The organism is Paenibacillus sp. FSL R5-0749, assembly GCF_038595085.1.
Taxonomy (GTDB): Bacteria; Bacillota; Bacilli; order Paenibacillales; family Paenibacillaceae; genus Paenibacillus.
The window spans coordinates 1,365,680-1,385,334 of record NZ_CP152005.1 but is presented as its reverse complement, the minus strand read 5'-3'; the positions used below and the strand labels follow the sequence as shown (position 1 = coordinate 1,385,334).

Here is a 19,655-nt window from a genome sequence, read left to right as displayed (position 1 = left end):
GAACAATGCTTATGTCCAAGAAAGGATTACTTCGCGGTTATGTCGTATCGAACTGGCCTATCTATCTGTTTGCTGTTCTTCTGATTATTGCCTCCAATGTCGGGCAAGCATCCCTGCCCCGCATACTCGGCAGTTTCACGGATCAATTGATGCAGAACACACTCCAGATGCAGACAATCGTAAGGTACAGCCTGTCCCTTCTAGCTATTGCCATCGGCTATAATCTACTGTTCGGTACCGGACAGTTCATGATTATGAAGCTTGGTCGACGCTTCGAATTCATGACGCGTGAGCGTATATTCAGTAAGTTTTCCGAACTTAGCGAACATTATTTCTCCAAACAAGGGAACGGAAAACTGCTCAGTTATGTCATGAACGATGTTACTTCCGTACGTGAAGCAATATCCAATGGCGTGACACTCATGACCAATGCCACCTTCCTGCTGTTGTCCTGCATTGTGATGATGCTGCTTAGCGGGATTCCGTTGACACTCATTCTAATCAGCGTTGTACCTTTGCTGGCGATTCCATTTTTGGTCGTATTTTTCGGTCCGCGGATTCGCAAGCGCTCTCGTGAAGTACAGGAAGCCCTTGCAACCATGACGGAATCTGCAGAAGAACAGCTGGGCGGCATTCGCGTAACCAAGACGTTTGCCATCGAAGACAGTGCTCGTGCACGTTTTGGAACTACCGTCGATGCAATTAAGAGCAAACAGCTTCGGCTTGTTCGTCTGTCTTCCTTGTTTCAAGCCTTGCTCCCGCTGCTGGGAGCCATCTCACTGGTTGTTTCTCTGCTTGTCGGAGGTATGATGACCATGCAGAATTCCATTACACTCGGGAGTTTTGTCGCCCTAACCTTATATTTGCGCATTATCATGGGACCGCTTCAACAGATCGGTAATGTCATCAATACCGTTCAGCGCTCAGGCGCATCCTTGGAGCGGGTGAATGACCTGCTCAGCGAAGTAGCGGATGTGCGTGAACTTCCCGAAGCCACAGCGCTCCATACCGTACAAGATATCACCATGGAGAATCTAACCTTCTCCTATCCTGGCAGTTCATCCCCTGCTCTCAAACATATTCAACTCCATATTCGTGCCGGGCGAACGGTGGGTATTGTAGGCAAGACCGGCTCAGGTAAAAGCACCCTCGTTAAGCTGTTGCTGCGTACATATGAACCACCTGAAGGAACGATTCGCATCAATGGTACCGATATTCGGCAGCTATCGCTGGAAAGTCTGAGATCGCGCATCGCCTATGTCCCTCAGGATGGTTTCCTGTTTAGCACCACCATCCGGGATAACATCGCATTCAGCGACCGGGAAGTATCGCTGGATACAGTGGAACATAGTGCACGGCAAGCCATGATCTATGACAATATTGTCCGTTTTCCTGATCGCTTCGATACACGTCTTGGCGAACGTGGACTTACCCTGTCTGGTGGACAACGTCAGCGAACCAGCCTTGCAAGAGGACTGATCAAGCAAGCACAGTTACTTATTCTGGATGACAGCATGAGCGCGGTTGATGCCGTTACAGAGAGCGGTATTCTGCGCAGTTTGCGCGAGATCGGCAAGGGCAAGACCACATTGATCATCTCTCATCGCATCAGCGCGGTCCGTCACGCAGACGATATCATCGTTCTGGATGAAGGGCGCGTCGCTGAGCAGGGAACACATGCGCAGTTGATGGCTGCCAAGGGGTTATATGCGGCCACCTACCGTTTGCAGGAGGAGGGATTACATCATGTCTAACGCTGAACTTCGACCAGATGCAGAAGACGATCAGAGTAAACGAACTTCCTTCAAAGCGATGATGGCATACGCCAAACCGCATAAATGGGCTTTTGCCGGCATATTCTTCTGCTCACTGCTTGGCATATCGGCAGATCTACTGCAACCCTATCTGGTGAAGATCGCCATCGATGATCATCTGGCCATCGGCCAGACCAGTGTGGGCTTTCTCGTTCAGCTCGCAGCCATCTTTCTCGGGCTGGCTGTTATTAGTTTTATTTTTACCTATGTGCAGAATAATCTGTTGCAGCATGTGGGACAGAACATTGTATCCCGGATTCGAAAGGACCTGTTCAAACATATCTCCAAGATGTCCATGTCTTTCTTTGACCGTTTTCATATCGGCAGTCTAGTCACGAACGTATCCAGTGATACGGAAACCATCAGCAGCTTTTTCACCCAAGTCCTGCTCAGTCTGATTCGAGATGGTATGATGCTGGTGCTCATTATCGTCTTTATGTTCCAACTTGATCCTGTGCTCGCGGGTTACTCCCTGATCGTCCTGCCTGTCATTGCAGTGGTTGCGGTATTATTCCGTAGTCGACTGCGGAAGGCTTATCAGAATGCCCGTACGCGTCTTTCCCGTTTAATCGCATTTACAGCGGAGAACCTGTCCGGCATGTTCCTGATTCAGGCTTTTCACCAGGAAGAAGAACAGAAGAAACGTTTCTCGGAACAAAATGCGCTCCATCTGAAAGCCAACATTGCTCAAGCCCGCTCCAATGTCATATTCAACCGAACCTTTGATATCCTTGGCAATGCGGCACTGGTCATGATGGTCTGGCTTGGAGGTCGCGCGGTTCTGGGTGAGTCCCTGCAAGTCGGGGTATTATATGCGTTTATCAGTTATATTCGGCAGTTCTTCCAACCAATCAACCAGATTACGATGCAGTGGAATACATTCCAGTCCACCACCGTATCCATGGATCGCATCTGGAACATTCTGAATACGCGGCCTGAAGTTGCCGATCCTGAGACTAAGCAGGCCTCTTCGCTGGAACCTAGGAACGTGATGGGCCAGATTGATTTTAATGATGTGTCGTTTGGTTATCAGGCAGATCGGCCCCTGATCCAGCATATGAACCTGCACCTCTATCCAGGTGAAATGGTAGGGATCGTGGGCACAACAGGCGCTGGCAAAAGCACCCTGATCTCCCTTCTCAATCGCTTTTATGATGTAGACAAGGGCAGTATCGAAATTGATGGTACCGATATTCGGCAGTTGCCGCAGGCCAAACTTCATCGGATCGTGGGTCTGATTCAACAGGAACCATTCCTCTTCTCTGGTTCCATCATTGATAATGTGAGAATGTTTCGTGAGGATATCACGCGAGAGCAGGCAATTGAAGCCTGCCGTTTTGTCGGAGCACATGCCATGATTTCACGGTTGTCACAAGGATATGATACACATCTGTCCGAACGCGGAAGCGGGCTTTCCGCCGGGGAGCGGCAGTTGATATCGTTTGCCCGGATCGTTGTGTTCCAGCCCCGAGTGCTCATCCTGGATGAGGCAACGGCCAATCTGGATTCACACACGGAACAGCTCGTGCAGCAGGCTCTGGAATCGGTATCCCAAGGACGCACCACCATTGTCATTGCCCATCGTCTGTCCACAGTGATGCATGCGGACCGAATTCTGGTGATGGAGAATGGCGAGATTGTGGAGGAAGGCTCACATCAAGAGCTGATTGAGGCTCAAGGCGTGTATGCCGATCTGTACACGCATGCGCGTGATGCAGGTAAAAATTCAGCGATATCAGGGTAATGGACCTGAATTAAGTTCGTGTTAAACTATAGATCGGGCTAATGAATTCATCTGAGCCTGTGTTATAGCCAATAACGTTGAACATGCCGCTCTGCTCATGCAGGCGGCACGTTTGGCATATCGATCAGCATTGTTATGAGGAGGAACATCTATGCAGCAACCTGGAATACCCAAGCATGATTATCAGCAGATATATTACCGACGCAGCACCGCTCTATGGAAAGCAAGTCTATGCTTCCTTTTCCTTCTCTTGTGTGTGAGCCTATTATGGATCATCGTGGACGGACAAGCCGAAAGACTGGAGACGATATACTATTCCATCGCTGCCGTGCTGGGCATGTGGTTGGTCGGACCGCTATTCTTCATGTTCGTGTCACGACTAACCAGAAGCCCTGCCGTGTTGTTATCCTGGGATGATGATGCGTTGAACACGGGCAAGCGGAAGATTCCATGGAGCCGGATTCGCAAAGTCGAACTTGCATCACCTGCCCGCAGCAAGTGGCTCCTGTCTGCTTCTCCCATGATCGTTCTGTTCCTGAAAGACGGCACCCGGTCTCATATTCAGACCGATCATCTGCTCAGCAAAAAAGAGCTGAACCAAGCGGTGACTTTGCTTCAGGAGACTTTGCAGGAACAGAAGCAAGATCATGGACTATCGTGAGGGATGAGACAAGCCTCCCACACCACACATCACTGTGATTTCTCCACACCTATGGACAGGCTGACTCTGTAATTTCCGTAAGGCAGCAATGCTTCCAACAGTTGTCCAAGTTGCTCTGTGGTGCTGGTCTGCACCCGCATCAGATAACAGCCCTCTCCGCTGACTCGATGGACTTCAACGATGTCCTTACGATCAGCAATGAATGTACGAAAGGCAGCATGTCTGTCACCGGAGTTCAAGAAAACCGTGACAAAGGCCTGTAGGCCGAGGCCAAGGCGTTCCGGGTTCCATTTTACCGTGTACCCTTCGATTACCCCCAGGTCTTGCAGCTTGCGCACTCTTGCACCGACGGCCTGTCCCGTGAGATGAACCTCTTCACCGATCTCTTTGTGAGAACGTTTGGCATCCTGAATCAGGATCTGCAAAATACGGATATCTGTGTCATCTATCATTTCATTCATCTTGCTTCAGCAATCCTTTCACGGTGAAATTAGCTTAGCCTAATTCCATTCATCATGTTATGTACGCCGTTAAACGGGTTGTATACCATATAGGGTAATACTATTCAACAACCCGAAGGAGTGCAAATATCATGAAAATTCAATTGATTCGCAATGCAACACTGTGGCTGGAATACGGAGGGCTGAACATTCTCGTTGATCCCATGCTGATGGACGCCGAAGTCATGCCCGCATTCCCCAATACACCCAATGAGTTACGTAATCCAAGAGTAGCTCTGCCTGAAACCGAAACGGATTATCTGAATCCAGATCTGTTGATTGTGACACATACCCATCCCGATCACTGGGATGAAGCAGCGGCGAAACAACTTGGTAAAGACATTCCTCTAATCTGCCAGCCTGGGGATGAGCATGTATTTCTGGGTGCCGGATTCACAAATGTAACAGCTGTCGAAGAAAAACATGAGCATCACTCTGTCTCATTCGCCCGCACATCCGGACATCATGGCACAGGTGAAATCGGAGAACGTATGGGTAACGTGTCCGGTTTCGTACTTAAAGCAGATGGAGAACCCGTCACCTATATCGCTGGGGATACCATCTGGTGCGAAGAACCTGCTGAAGCCATTCGTCAATACACGCCTGAAGTCATTGTTGTGAATGCCGGCGGCGCACGCTTCGTGGAGGGTGATCCCATTACAATGGACGGGCCTGACGTTGTAGCCGTGAAGCGCCATGCGCCGTCTACTCATGTCATCGCCGTGCACATGGATGCGATTAATCATTGTATGATGTCTCGTACGGATCTTGCCACTTATCTGACATCCGAGCAGTTGGATGGTCAGGTACTCATTCCGCGTGATGGCGAAAGTTTTGAGTTTTAAGTTTTAAGGTTGGAGGTTGAAGGTTGGAGGTTGAAGTGAACGCTACGCTGAAGAGAAATAACCTTTCAAACGGGCGGGTGATTGTAACGAACTCAGCACACGCTATTCGTCTGTTTTCGGCTAATCTAATATTCTAACGAATCCTTTACACGTTATTCGCTATCTGGATGTGCTTTTCCCGAGATTTGCCCGTCATTTTACTATGATAAGGTGTCTCAGATTCGTTAAATTTCAACTATAAAGATAATCGACATAATAAGGTGTCCCAGGTTCGTTAGCACGTACGCAGATCACTGTGTACATGCAGTGTGTAACTGCGTAGTATGTGGTTTGTGGTTTGTAGTATGTAGTGTGTAATACGTACTATTTACTCCGTACTGTGTACTGTTTACTACATGTTCAACACACGTGTTACATCGATACCCTGCTTGCTACGCGTCAGCCACATTATTGCCCGTGTCGCCATGCCTTCTGTTCCCTATAAAATACGACGAAAAAGCTGGATGCATTGAACTTGCACCCAGCTTTTTTGATACATGAACCAAGCTAACCCGCAGGCATCCCTCTCGGACATCCAACCTGCAATCAGGTTCCCGTGCCTCACCTTTTACCTGATCCCTTATTGCACTTTCAAACGGATCACGTTCCATGACGCTTTCGCCAAGCTCGCTGTAATCAGGGTCTCGGATACCACTGCACCCCCGCGATTATGAGGAGCAACGCGGTTCGGTTGTGCGGCCGTATTCGATGCTTTGAGGTCATCACTTTCCAGCACGATATGCTCAATCAAGCTGCATTTCCCGAAACTGCGCAGATCCACTTCGAGCGGAAGCGCTTCTTCCAGATGACGGTTGACTGCGAATACAGTCACTTCACCCTGCTCTTCGTTATGAACTGCAATGCCCTCGAGATAAGGAACATCCGTGATTTGTTTGGTATCGTATTTCGGAGATTGGATCAATGGCACCAATGCCGTTCCACGTCCAAACAAGGACGTATGCATGAATGGATAGAAGATCGTCTGTCTCCACGAACCACCGCCCGTCTCTGTCATGATCGGCGCAATAACGTTAACGAGTTGTGCCAGACATGCCATTTTGACCCGATCCGCATGCTTGAGCATACTGATCAACATACAACCAACAAGCAGTGCGTCCTCATGGTTGTAGATATCCTCCAGCTGTGGCGGAGCAATCTGCCACGGATCCATTTTGGAGTCACTTTCATGGGAGTGATACCATACATTCCACTCGTCAAAGGACAGATACATGGTCTTTTTGCTGCGTTTCTTCGCTTTAATATAATCACAGGTTGCCTTCACGGTATCGATAAAACGATCCATTTCAAGTGAGCGTGCCAGGAACGTTGGCGTATCCTGCTCCTGATTACCATAGTACTGATGCAGGGACAGATACTCCACATGATCATACGTATGATCCAGCACGGTTGCTTCCCAATCCGGGAATGAAGGCATATTCAGATTCGAACTTCCGCAGGCTACCAGTTCAATGGTCGGGTCCGTCCACTTCATGACTTTTGCCGCTTCAACAGCAGCACGTCCATACTCTTCTGCCGTTTTGTGACCGATCTGCCAAGGACCATCCATCTCGTTGCCCAGACACCATGTTTTGATCGCATGCGGTTGCTTGTATCCATGCTTGATGCGAAGATCACTATAATACGAACCTTCCGGATGGTTGCTGTACTCTACAATATTGCGGGCTGCATCGGCGCCACGTGTTCCCAGATTAACGGCCATCATGACTTCGGAATTGGCCTGTTTCGCCCAGTCCACGAATTCGTTGAAGCCAAATTCATTGGTCTCAATTGTTCTCCAAGCCAGTTCCAGTCTGCGTTTGCGTTCTGACACAGGTCCAACCGAATCTTCCCAATTGTAACCGGATACAAAATTACCTCCTGGATAACGTACAATCGGTACGTGCAGCTCTTTGACCATCTCCAGCACATCCGTGCGAAAACCCTGTTCGTTCGCAGATGGATGTCCAGGCTCATATATTCCACCATACACGGCACGTCCAAGATGCTCAATGAATGAACCGTATAAACGCTTATCAACTACTCCAATAGTAAAATCTTTGTCTACCGTCATTTTTGCTTTTTCCATAATGAATTTCAACTCCCTAAGATTAATATAAAAATTAATTGATATTCTATGGATCAACGTTCATATTTATATTAAAATCGATTATAGCCTCAATTTCAACCTGAATTTTGCAAAATGTTATTCTTTTTACTGAATTTATGTTTAACTTAATTCTATAAAGACATATTGGAGGAACAACTGTGATCCGAGCAAATACCGATGCCGAATGGCTACCCCTATATGAAGCACTTGCCAGTGAAGTACGTTTACAGATTATCCGCCTTGTTGCCGAGACACCCATGAATGTGAAAGACCTCGCTGCTTCATTGGGTCTGAGTAGTGCCATCGTGACCATGCATGTCCGCAAACTTCAGGATGTGGGCATTATTCAGTCCAAAATGATACGCAAAGACGGTGGCACGCATAAAATGAACAGCCTTGCTGTAGACTGGATTGGCATTTCCATGCCGCAGGAAAGCGGCACAGCCCGCAAGCTGCACGAGGTTTCTGTACCTGTGGGACACTACACCCACTTTGACGTCTATCCAACATGCGGGCTGGCAACGTCCACTCAGGTGATTGGCCAGTACGATGACCCTCGCTATTTCCTCGACCCCGAGCGAATGCATGCCCATATTCTGTGGTTTGGCCGTGGATTTGTGGAATACAAAATTCCAAACTATATTTTATCCGGACAGCAGATCAACGCCATTGAACTGTCCCTGGAGATCGGATCAGAAGCCCCATCCGTTAATCCGAATTGGCCCTCGGATATTACTTTTATGCTCAATGGCATCCGATTGGGTGAATGGACAAGCCCTGGAGATTCAGGCAACGGACGCGGCATGTTCACCCCGGAATGGTGGAGCGACAGTGTCAATCAATATGGCATGCTCAAGGTACTGCGAATCACCAATGAGGGCACATTTATTGATGGACAACACCTATCCGCAATTACACTTTCAGATATCCCTGTCGAACGGAACCAGTGGACCCTTCGTCTATCTGTAGAGGAAGATGCCCAGCATGTAGGCGGACTCACATTGTATGGTGAGGGATTTGGCAACTACAATCAGGACATCCTGTTCCGCCTGTACTATCAGGATTGAATTGTTCGGTTCAATAGATAACACAAAAACACCTCCCACTCGCCCGTCAAAGGCAGAATGGAAGGTGTTTTGTATACCTATAAACATCCGCAGAATATCACAGCGGTTCTAAGAAAGTTCTTGTTCTAACCTACAGCGCACTGCCACCAAACAGGAAGCGGTACTCCCAATGTTTTCCAGATATATCACTAATCGTTACACCACCGCCGGCGTTGGAATACGTATGTAATACCTTGCCGTCGCCCAGGTAGATCCCTGTGTGCGTAATGGTTGCGCTGGATTTATTCACGCCCGAATACGATGATGCAGAACTGCCTTTATACGACATGAAATACATCAGATCCCCGCGCTTCAAGTTTTTCCAGTTGGTCTGAACAGCACCCTTAGCTTTCACATAGGCTCCCTGTTTACGAGAATCAGCTGGAAGTTTGATGCCAAGTGCATCGATAAAAGCCTGACGTATAAAGCTGGAACAGTCAAACGTAGCTGTGCTGTTACGACTCGCTCCGAATTCATACGGTGTACCCCAATATTTCATTCCCGCCGCAATAACTTTCTCCACAGACGCATTGCCGGTTTCCGATGTGGCACTATTTGAACCTGACCCGCTTGTACCGCCACTTACAGCTTGTGTGTATTTGGATGAAGAAGATATGTAGCCTGTCCGATTCGCAGAATCCTTAATCTTATACCAATCCGAACCGGATTGCTGAAGCACTGTTACCGTCTCCCCTTTAGCGATCAAGCGAACAACTTTCGCAGAAGAAGAAGGTGTTGTGCGTAGGTTTACGCCCCAAATTACTTTTACTTGTGAATTCTCAACAGCAGCTGCCGATACCTGTGCCGTTAGTGCTCCTGTCGTCAGACTTCCCATCAGCATCGATGCTGTGACACTTGCTGTAATAATTGTTTTCTTCCAATTCATGATGTCGAGTTCCCCCTGATGTTACAGAATTTTAACCTGGGTTGCTTCTCCCCGGCTTGCCCCATTGTAAACGGGCTATCCATAACGTTCATCAGCCAAAAGTCCTGTATTGATGCAGGCGCACTTGAGCACTAAGTAACAGGGTCTGTCCATCCTCTATTGGCAAAAAGCACTGCTGATTCCTTCTTTTACAAAGGTTAAATTATTGTAACTATTTGATATGCTTCATTTTTCACCGATAAAAGAGTTAGGTCAATCCTCATCCAGTACATGGGTCATATGAACTATATTTTAATGTTTAAAATCGCAAATATGGTAAACATTACTATGGTTCAATTTCTAATTACCGTTACCCATTTGAAGGTTTATTATAAAAAAAGAAAAAGCCAGGGATTTCTCCCCAGCTTAATCTGTATTTCTCGTGTCCTTAATGATCCTACTACTGGTTAAGTAGCTGTTTATTGATTAAGGTTCAATTCCCCATACCTTCGCGCCGTCCTGATAAGCTGTCACTTTCGTCCAAGCACTGAAGGCCGTTTGGGTGGAATCAAAGGAATAATCATTCGTTAGATCAAAATTCGTCCAGTTGTTTTTCGAGAAGCGCACCTGGATAATTCCGGTCTCGGCACCCGCTGCCAAACTGCCCGCACCTGATTTGAATCCAATCTCCAGATAGGTATCTGCCGTGCCCTTGGCCGGATCGATCGAAACAAAATGTCCTTCCACGTTACTGCTTCCAATCTGGGCATAATCACACCAGAAACTCAGATCAGCCGCACTATCCTTCGTGAAATAATACCGGAGCTTCACTTTGCTCAAGTCCACAGCAGTTGTACCTGTATTCTTCACATTGAACTGTGGAGTGATCGCATTGCCTGAAGTTCCTGAACCACCATTGCGATATTGTACTTCAAGTGCTCCCGTTGTGACCGGAGGGGCTAATGGGGTCAATACCAAGACATTCGAATTCGTCTGACCACTCGTATTCACGGCTACGATTCGGTAATTATATGCCGTACCATTCACCGCTGTAGCATCGGTATACGTCAGTGCAGTCAATCCCGTTGCCAGATCAGCATACGCCCCGTTGCCTACCGAACGCTGTACCTTATAACTTGTTGCTCCAGTCGATGCTGTCCATGTCAGTACCGCCTGGGCATTCCCAGCCGTTCCAGTAAGGTTGAATGCGCCTGGCACAACGACACCTGCGAGTGGTGTTGCAGATGCCTGTGTCGACGGTGCAGACTCACCTGCGGCATTCACCGCAGTGATGACATAATAATACGTTGTACCGTTGGTCAAGCCCGTATCCGTGAATGTTGATCCTGTGACCCCTGTTGCTACAGACGTATAAGGACCACCGTTCACTTCTGCACGTTTCACAGTATACGAGGCTGCACCAGCGGCTGCGTTCCAATTCAGAACCACCTGCTCGCTTCCTCCGGTTGCTGTTACGCCAGCAGGGGCACCGGGCACTTCCACTCCCGGACTATCGGAATCTCCAAGGAGTCGATCATACTCTCCATAAGCTGTGGCCATATCCACCTGTGACCAGAAGCGGTGATACGTAAAGGTAGGTGCTCCGTTCTCCCACTGCTTCGTGGTCGGGTTATACGACGTTTTGTACAGGTTATCCAGGTAAGCCCATGCCGGATCTTGCTTGATGGCCGGGCGCAGGTCGGAGTATCCAATATATACGCCATTGCCGCCTTTCGCTGGATCGGAAGGTACACCTGCTGTACCTGGAATCGTATTGCCTTGACCAAAGGTTCCGGACCAGTTGGCCGGGATATAGATCTCTTTGGCAAAGAAGCGGAAGTAGTCTTTACGCTCTTCTTCGGTAACGATACCCACACCATCATTGTAATCCCAAGCAGTATCCAACAGAGCTTCCGCCAGATCCTTGGCTTCTTGACCTTTCACACTAAGTGTGCCGTTCTCCGCCTGTGTCCCTGCCGCGAAGAAGGTCAGTGCTTTAACGTAACTTCCCAGAACTCCTGTGTCCTGCACGGGATCTTTGGTCGTTACACGGAAGTTCGGATTTTCCGTAAACGAACTGAAGCCGTTCCATTTGTCCGGTTGACCCTGCCATTCCTGACCACCCGGAATCCAGAACTCTCCCGGAGCCGGTGTTGTCGCTACCTGAACATTGGTTCCACCCAAAATGCGCTGTCCTGCCGCATTCAGATAGTAGCCTTGCGCATCCGTCACCGGACGCTCACCTACAAATACATAATCCTTGGACCAGTCAATCCACTTCGTGATCACTTTCTTGGCCATTTGGAAGTTCTCAGAGGACAGATCACCGCTCTCGGCAAGAATATAATACATCTCGGCTACACGCTCCAGCGGCCATGCCTGGAATCCAAACCATGTGTTGGAATCCGGGTCACGATACACGGGTGCTTCTTGATAGGCCATGTCATAGAAGGTACTAATTCCTGCCGGATAGGCCGCATAGGAACCACCGATACTGTTGGTTGCTCCCCCGCCAATGGCTCCTTCATGGGATTGCAGCCATGTGTAGAATTCCAGCTGACGTTTGAGCGTGGCATTCCAATCTGCCTTCGCTGTTGCTGATTCAGGAATCAGGCCGCCAGCCGGGTCAGACAAGGCATAGGCTGCAACCGGGTTTTGATAAGCCTGATGGGTGTGACTCGCTCCAATGCGCCAAGCCCAATCCCCACCTTGACCCAAACCACCGCCCCATGACGTATACCAAGCCATGAGATACATGTTGGAATCTTTACCTGTACCCGGCGTCGGTGTACCGTTCTTAGCACTTCCAATTTTCTGGAAGTATTTATCATACATGCCATAGCGCAGGTAGTCGCCCATCTTCTTCGCTTTATCCAGATATTCCGGGTTGTTGTATCCCATCTCCTTCGCCCAATACAGAACCTGAACAGCACGTGCATCGGCATCCGTTGCGTTGGTGTAACGCCATTGCGCTGACGGCGTCTGATTTTCCTTTGTGAACAAGCTCATGAAGCCTTCGTTTGCCTTACCAAAGGATTTATCATCCTGGGATGGATGCGGAATCGCTTCCCACACAGATTCCTGCTCCCCACGCTGGAATGTGTTCACATAGGTAGCCGTATGGGATGGATTCAACAGGTTACCGTATCCATACCAGTTATCCACATCCACCAGCCAGTGCATGAGATAAGTCTGATTGTCACCATAGGTCGCCTTCAGTTCAGCATCAATCGGGTCTTTACCCGCTGCATACTGCCCATTAAGTTGCGATGGATATTGATCCGGGAATGGTTTTTCCCCTGCATACGTAGCAGGGCTGTTCGGGTTGTATGAGCTCATCGTAGGCTGCTCTTCCTTGCCGTCACCTTCGTTGACCGGGATAATAAATTTTTCCATACTGTCCCATGCTGCTTCCAGTTGGGACCAGTCTCCCGTATAGTGACCATACATGGTCTCTAGCCATAGCCAGTAACTGTATGCCTCGGACGTCGTCATATGACCATAATCCGGGGCCTCACTCAGCAGGGTCTCAATGGAATGATAAGGTAGACCCTCTGGCGAGAAATATCCGTTTGCCGGATCTTTCAACTGTTCATACAATTGCAAAAACCGGGCTTCATTGATGCTGTCGGACTGAATCTCGATGGCCTGATCTGCGGCGTGTGCCGTTTGCGGCCCTGCCCACAGTCCGGTGTATCCGGTCAACATGACAGTACCCGCCAGCATGGCTGTTAAACTTTTTTTCGCAGCTGATTTCAACATTGATATATACCTCCCTGGAATAGTGGAATATAAATGCGTGTTCAAAAAGAGCGGTTTTCAGTACCGAGAAGATGGGATGAAGCTAGAAATGGCGTAGCGCAGCGTAGGGAAAACTACGTGAGCGACCACAATGTTTCCCAAGGAAACATTCTTCGTAAGCCTCCCACTTATTTCGGCTGAATTCCATATTCGATGCTGATGATGCCATCAGGCATCCTTCGTAATCAAAAGCGAACTTTTTGAACATCCTCTATAAGCGCTGTTGGTCTGCCCATGCTGCTCTTCGACTTATGACATTCAGCCAGTTACGGCTCCAAGCCCCATACTTTGTTGGTTCCCTGATACGCGGTTACCTTGTTCCATGCGGCAAAAGCCGTCTTGGAGGCATCATAGGAATAGTCATTACTTTGATCGAAATTGCTCCAGTTATTTTTGGAAAAGCGTGTCTGGATCACGCCGGTCTCTGCTCCAGCGGCCAAACTGCCTGCTCCGGACTTGAAGCTGATCTCCAGATACGTATCAGCTGTACCCTTCGCTGGATTCACCGCGACAAATGTTCCTTCAACATTGGCCGTACCCATCTGGGCATAATCACACCAGAACGTCATATCATCGGTACCATCCTTGGTAAAATAATATCGGATCTTCACTGTACTAAGATCGATTGCCTGTGTGCCGGTATTACTCACATTGAACTGCGGGGTCACCGCATTGCTTGAATTCCCGGACCCTCCACTGCGGTACTGCACTTCGAGTGTATCCGTCGTCACCGGAGGTGCAGAAGGCGTCAGTGCCAGGACATTGGACAGCGTCTGCACGTTCGCATTCATGGCTGCAATCCGGTAATTGTACGTGGTGCCATTCAGCGCAGTCGTATCCGTGTAAGTCAATATGGACAATCCGGTTGCCACATCCGCGTATGTTCCTCCTGCCACCGAACGTTGTACCTTATAGCTGGTAGCGCCCGAAGCTGCTGTCCAGGTCAGGACCGACTGTGCATTGCCAGCCGTCCCACTTAAAGTCAGTGCTCCCGGCACTGTTGAAGCTGCTTGCGGCGTAGCCGACACCTGCATAGAACCCGATGATTCCCCTGCTGAATTCACGGCAGTCACTACATAATAATAAGTGGTTCCATTCGTCAGCCCCGTGTTCGTATAGGTCAATTCATTCACACCCGTCGCGACAGTGGTATATGGCCCTCCACTTACCTCGGAACGCTTCACCGTATACGATTCAGCCCCGGAACCAGCTGTCCAGGTCAGGTTAACCTGACTGCTTCCCGCCACAGCCTGCACGCTAGCAGGTGCGCTTGGAACCGTAACTGGTGCCACACCAGGCTCCTGTCCGTACACCTTCACTCCGGCATCATAGACTGGAAGGTAGATGCTCTTCACAGGATTGCCTGTGGTCAGCGACTGGAACGAATGGTCATTGTTTGCATTCCATGCGCCCTGTGGGCCTGTAATGCGGAACTGTACTTCTTTGCGATAATTCCCTTCCCCACCGGGATAGATCTTCGTATTACCAAAGTTCGCCGTAATCGCATAGATATGCTGGGCTGCATTCACCACAACCGGTTGGGATACCGTCGCTCCCTCCGTATAGGAGGTGGTCACATGAACGTCCGATACAGTACGTCCAGCAGCATACACTTCACTCAAATCCAGGAAATATTTAAAAGACAGTTGATCTCCCATTCGGGCAGGCCAAGCGGAACGATTATTAAGCTGTGCCTGGATTTCCGTATAATTGGAACCGGATGATTTGATGGCAGCTTCCACAAAGAACTCCTCACCCTTGACCTCAGGTGCAGGGAAATTCGCAAGAGGTTGATGATTCTGACCAAACAATAGATTCATCTTTGCCAGTGCACCAGTAAAACCGGCATTGTAATCAGTTGCCACCTCATTGCTCACATAATCTCCGATATCATCGGTATATCCATCTGATGCATCCGGTCCGCCGACCATGGCACCATACAGAATGTGGCGATGGTTAGCCGGGATATCCTCGTTATTCAGCCACGAACTGTGAGCGGTTCGATGATGCGGATGTTGGGGTGCATTTTGCCCGTATCCGACCACATAACTGCTCTGACGCGGGTTATCACCCAGAATATAATTCATCTGCGAGACGGCGAAATCCTGATATCTTGATTTTTTCACAGGATCACTGACCCAGTCGGAGTATACGAAAGAAATAAAGGCTGCATTCGCTGCATAACGGAGCGAGCCCCATTGATCCAGCCACGCAAGACCTCCTGGCGTATACTTGACTCGTGTCCCATTAACTCCAACTGTCCAGTAATCCAGGTTGCGTTCTGTCGACTGAATAAATCTCGTCGCCTCCGGCATGTTCAAGTTGGACGTAATCCGGGCAAGCAGGATCTGGGCACCATAATGTTTACTGTCCCAACCTTGTGTCCAGGTATACGGCCAATTGGCTGAGCCTCCGCTAGAAGACCAACGGTCCGTAGCTGCAATGGCTTTGGACAAGTAAGCGCTATCATTAGTGGCTAAATATAACCATGCTCCACCCCATGCCAGCTCGTCTTCGTATCCTGTCCACGAGTTATAGAACGCTGCGGCATCCGTGATACAATCGGTGTATTCCCCACGATACGTATCTCCAAAGTTGTACAGCTCTTTGGCATGTTGGAGCAATCTGGCCGAGTATGCCGGGTCATCATCTGCAAATACAATCGACGACGCTGCCAGCGCTGCCGCCGTTTCTGCCGCCAGATCACTGCCTGGGCAGGAAGCATCAATCTTAAACGACGGACGATTCATCTGCATGACTTCTGCCGGTCCCCACCAGGCATGATCCGTATTACCTGCTCCGACTTGTCCCCATAATTCATTTGGTTTCGTATGCGCTTTCATAAAATAGTCGGTCGCCCATCGGATATTATCCTTGATCTCCTCCAGTTGTCCTGCCTGTTCATATCCGTCGCCGTATTCCACGACAGACCAAGCGAGCATCGTAGCGGAAGCAGCCATCGGAAAGCCGAATTTCACATGATCCCCGGCATCATACCACCCTCCGGTCAGATCGACGCCTACATCAGACCCATCCTGCATGCCTGAATTACCACGCCATTCGACCCGATTATTTGCTGGTAATGGCCCCGAACGCTGGGCTTCATAGAAGTAAATGGCTTTTTGCAGTGCTTCAGCATAGTTCTGATCTCCGGCGGCCGCATCCGCCTTACGAAGTCCTGTGTTCATCGAGAAACTCCCTGCCAATAATCCTGCCGATAACGCGATCATGGCGACTCGTCTCCACCAGCTCCCCTTCATGTTCAACTATTCATCTCCTCTTCATGAATATTCCTTATGCATTACTCTGGACTGCAAGTTTATATCGCTCCTCTCCATGGTGTATTTGAGTGTAAGTTCCACCATTAATTACCATTATAGCCGTTTGTTTTACTAGCTATATAAGCGTTGGTGACTTCTGAAATAACATTGTTGTGACCTAGTCTGCGTCAAACGACAAAAAAGCTGTATCTCTAACCCATATACGCGTTAGAGAAACAGCTTCTCGCCCTTGCTATAATCAATACCACAAATTAAATGGCATTCTGACCATTCCGTCTGTATATTCTTCTACCCTTAGGTATCCAAACATCTTAATGATTATACTTTGAACTTGTTAATCTGCTCCTGCAGTTCTTCAGCCATTTTGGATAATGAACCTGCGGATGAAGCGATCTCTTCCATGGAAGCCAACTGCTGTTGAGTTGCGGCAGACACATTATGAACCCCGCCTGCTGCCTCTCCGGCGATGTTGGAGATCTGACTTACATAGCCTACGACTTCAGTCGTACTCGCTGACATTTCTTCTGAACCAGCGGATACTTCTTGAATTTCACCCGCTACTTTGTTAACCGCATCCGAGATCTGCTCGAACGCTTGTCCTGCCGCAGTAACCATCTCGATTCCTGCTTCCGTCTCACTGCTGTTCACTTTGACTGCCTGAACAGCATGATCGGTATCTTTCTGAATCAACTGAACGAGATCCGTAATCCGTTGGGCTGATGTGGAAGATTCCTCAGCAAGCTTACGCACTTCTCCTGCAACTACAGCAAAACCACGTCCATGCTCTCCTGCTCGTGCGGCTTCAATGGCTGCATTCAGTGCAAGCAGATTGGTCTGCCGGGCAATGTTGTTGATTACCTCGGTAATGGTTCCAATCTCTGCTGAACGTTCCCCCAGCCCTGTTACCAACTCTGTAAGTGAAGCAATGGAATTTCGAACAGAACCCATCTGTTCAACCGCTTGCTGAATGATCATGTTCCCTTCGGAAGATTGATTCGCCGCATCCACAGCAGATACAGATACACTCTGGGCAAGCTCAGCAATCTGCTCCGACCCGAGAGCCATCTCATTCATCGCCTGTGAAGAACGCTTCACAATATCGACCTGATCGGACGTACCCACAGCCAATTCCTCTACCGTTTGGGAGATCTGTTCCGAAGCTTGGGTATTCTGCTCCGCACTTGCAAGAAGCTCTTCCGATGAAGCAGCTACCTGCTCGGAAGTCATTGATACCGATTCAATCATCTCGCGCAGATTACCCGACATGGTATTAAAGGAATTAGCCAACGTGCCTAATTCATCCTTATTCTTCAGTACAATTTTCTCGCCTGTCAGATCACCACTTGCTATTGCCATGGCAGCTTCATTCATCTTTTTGATTGGACGTGAGATGATGCTTGCAATGAAGAAAGCAATGAACATCGCAACCAGGAAGGCAAAAATTGTAACAGCCAAAATTACATTAAATGTATTTTCTGCAAGCAAAACAGACTCATTTGTTGCAGCATCCGATCCTTCATTGCCCAAATTAATTAACTTGGTGATAGAGTCATTTGCTGTGTACCACAGTGGATAAGCCTCCGTGTGTAAACGGCTAGACTCATCATAATTGTTGTTCAAACCAAATTCGACAAATGCCGGCATTTTCGCTACATAAGCATCATAATTCGTACTAAAATCATTATAGAGCTTAAGCGCTGCTTCGTTGTTTGCAATTAACGTTTGTAACTGTTTACGCTCATCTTCAATCTTGGTAAGCAGCAACTGTAGCGCTTCGTTCATCTTAGCCGACTCATCTTCGTTCTGTTCAACAATGATGGCCAGTGCGAGTCGTTCTACATCCGACACATCACCATTCATCTTTCCCAGTAAGCTCACACTCGGCATCCAGGTCTGATCCACTTCATTCGCCTTGCCAGACATACTATGAATCTGGACTAATGCGTAGCCACTTACAAAAACCAGCAGAATTACGACTGCCAGAAAACCAGTCAATAACTTGCCTCGAATCGTTAACCTCAATTTCCCCAACATATTCCCCCGCGTGTCTTCCACATTCCCCACTCCTCAACTTAGCGCATAAACTAATGCATATGAATAATATATCGTCACCTCTAGTCATGAATTGTAGATGTCAGAATTCAATTTCTGCAAATCTCATGTAACTTCGAAAATAAAGCAAAAGAAGCCTCCAATCTTTGGCAGAACCAGAGATACGAGACTTCTTTCAATAATAATAACTACCATCTATTCACTAGACATTTCTTTCAATCGCTAACCAAAAACACGCCGGTGTATGTTAATAAAGAAGTCAGGTATCGACTTGGTATAATTGCGGGTTGTAATCAGAACCACACTAAGCAGACTACCGAGAAGGAATCCTCCCAGAATATCCCCTGGATAATGCACACCAACGTATATACGAGACACCCCTGTCAACACAGCAAGTAATAGCATCCATAACCCCAAGCGACGCCCAATAAAGAATGAAGCAGCCGCGAGAGCAAATACAAAGGAGGCATGCTTACTTGGAAAAGATGGGTCAGGTACATGGGCAACCAGTTGATGTACGTTTCCCTCCACAAAAGGTCTTGGATGGCCGACCGCAGGTGATATGCCCCATTTCGCCAGAACTAACGCTGCAATGGATGCCACGCAAGCATAGAAAACGATACGCTGTTTGGATGGATCGCCAAGAAACCATACAATAACGAGTAGTGCAATCATAACCCAGACCGCATACTCCGATGATGTAATCATAAACCAGTCCAGAAATGGAATTTGGTCTGCAAACTGATTAATCCAATGAAATACGGATTGATTCATAACTGGCTTTTAATACCTCCATTACACACAACAAGATTATTTTTTACATATTAAATATTCACTAAC

12 protein-coding genes are annotated in these 19,655 nt (G+C 48.4%); 5 read left to right on the top strand and 7 right to left on the bottom strand.

Annotation, left to right across the window (positions count from 1 at the left end; translation table 11 throughout):
* The first annotated feature begins 11 nt into the window (after positions 1-11).
* The 3 genes from MKY85_RS06000 (at position 12) to MKY85_RS05990 (ending at position 4,219) form a co-directional block, all read left to right on the top strand.
* Positions 12-1,754: an ABC transporter ATP-binding protein gene (locus MKY85_RS06000; RefSeq protein WP_339240161.1), complete on the top strand. Its 1,743-nt coding sequence runs from the start codon at positions 12-14 to the stop codon at positions 1,752-1,754.
* Complete coding sequence (locus tag MKY85_RS05995) at positions 1,747-3,558, top strand: ABC transporter ATP-binding protein (protein ID WP_342572090.1); 1,812 nt, start codon at positions 1,747-1,749, stop codon at positions 3,556-3,558. The genes MKY85_RS06000 and MKY85_RS05995 overlap by 8 nt, the downstream gene beginning before the upstream one ends.
* A gap of 151 nt (positions 3,559-3,709) precedes the next feature.
* Entirely contained in the window at positions 3,710-4,219 is a 510-nt protein-coding gene (locus tag MKY85_RS05990; RefSeq protein ID WP_342572089.1) for a hypothetical protein, read from the top strand.
* Between the two features lie 29 nt (positions 4,220-4,248).
* On the opposite strand, the gene MKY85_RS05985 is transcribed toward MKY85_RS05990, so the two are convergent.
* Complete coding sequence (locus MKY85_RS05985; protein WP_339240158.1) at positions 4,249-4,680, bottom strand: Lrp/AsnC family transcriptional regulator; 432 nt, start codon at positions 4,678-4,680, stop codon at positions 4,249-4,251.
* Between the two features lie 131 nt (positions 4,681-4,811).
* Between MKY85_RS05985 and MKY85_RS05980 the strand changes: the two genes are divergently transcribed.
* Positions 4,812-5,564 (top strand): MBL fold metallo-hydrolase, encoded by a 753-nt coding sequence (locus MKY85_RS05980; RefSeq protein ID WP_342572088.1) that lies wholly within the window; start codon positions 4,812-4,814, stop codon positions 5,562-5,564.
* Positions 5,565-6,183: 619 nt separating this feature from the next.
* On the opposite strand, the gene MKY85_RS05975 is transcribed toward MKY85_RS05980, so the two are convergent.
* Positions 6,184-7,689 carry an alpha-N-arabinofuranosidase gene (locus tag MKY85_RS05975; protein ID WP_339240155.1) on the bottom strand — a complete coding sequence of 502 codons (1,506 nt, stop codon included), beginning with the start codon at positions 7,687-7,689 and terminating at the stop codon, positions 6,184-6,186.
* A gap of 179 nt (positions 7,690-7,868) precedes the next feature.
* Here MKY85_RS05975 and MKY85_RS05970 point away from each other — a divergent pair, with 179 nt between their 5' ends.
* On the top strand, positions 7,869-8,777 hold the full coding sequence (locus MKY85_RS05970; protein ID WP_339259292.1) for an ArsR family transcriptional regulator: 909 nt from the start codon (positions 7,869-7,871) through the stop codon (positions 8,775-8,777).
* A 130-nt stretch (positions 8,778-8,907) separates the two neighbouring features.
* Here MKY85_RS05970 and MKY85_RS05965 read toward each other — a convergent pair whose 3' ends face one another.
* The 5 genes from MKY85_RS05965 to MKY85_RS05945 form a co-directional block, all read right to left on the bottom strand.
* The gene (locus MKY85_RS05965) at positions 8,908-9,702 is read right to left on the bottom strand and encodes an SH3 domain-containing C40 family peptidase (RefSeq protein ID WP_339240152.1); all 795 of its coding nucleotides are present in this window, start codon (positions 9,700-9,702) and stop codon (positions 8,908-8,910) included.
* 465 nt (positions 9,703-10,167) lie between these two features.
* Positions 10,168-13,443, bottom strand: coding sequence for a glycoside hydrolase family 48 protein (locus MKY85_RS05960; protein ID WP_339240150.1), 3,276 nt, complete (start codon positions 13,441-13,443; stop codon positions 10,168-10,170).
* 305 nt (positions 13,444-13,748) lie between these two features.
* Positions 13,749-16,670 (bottom strand): glycoside hydrolase family 9 protein, encoded by a 2,922-nt coding sequence (locus MKY85_RS05955; protein WP_342573282.1) that lies wholly within the window; start codon positions 16,668-16,670, stop codon positions 13,749-13,751.
* A gap of 411 nt (positions 16,671-17,081) precedes the next feature.
* Positions 17,082-18,797, bottom strand: a complete 1,716-nt coding sequence (locus MKY85_RS05950; protein WP_342573281.1) for a methyl-accepting chemotaxis protein — start codon at positions 18,795-18,797, stop codon at positions 17,082-17,084.
* A 240-nt stretch (positions 18,798-19,037) separates the two neighbouring features.
* Complete coding sequence (locus tag MKY85_RS05945) at positions 19,038-19,589, bottom strand: undecaprenyl-diphosphatase (protein WP_339240148.1); 552 nt, start codon at positions 19,587-19,589, stop codon at positions 19,038-19,040.
* Between the last annotated feature and the right edge of the window lie 66 nt (positions 19,590-19,655).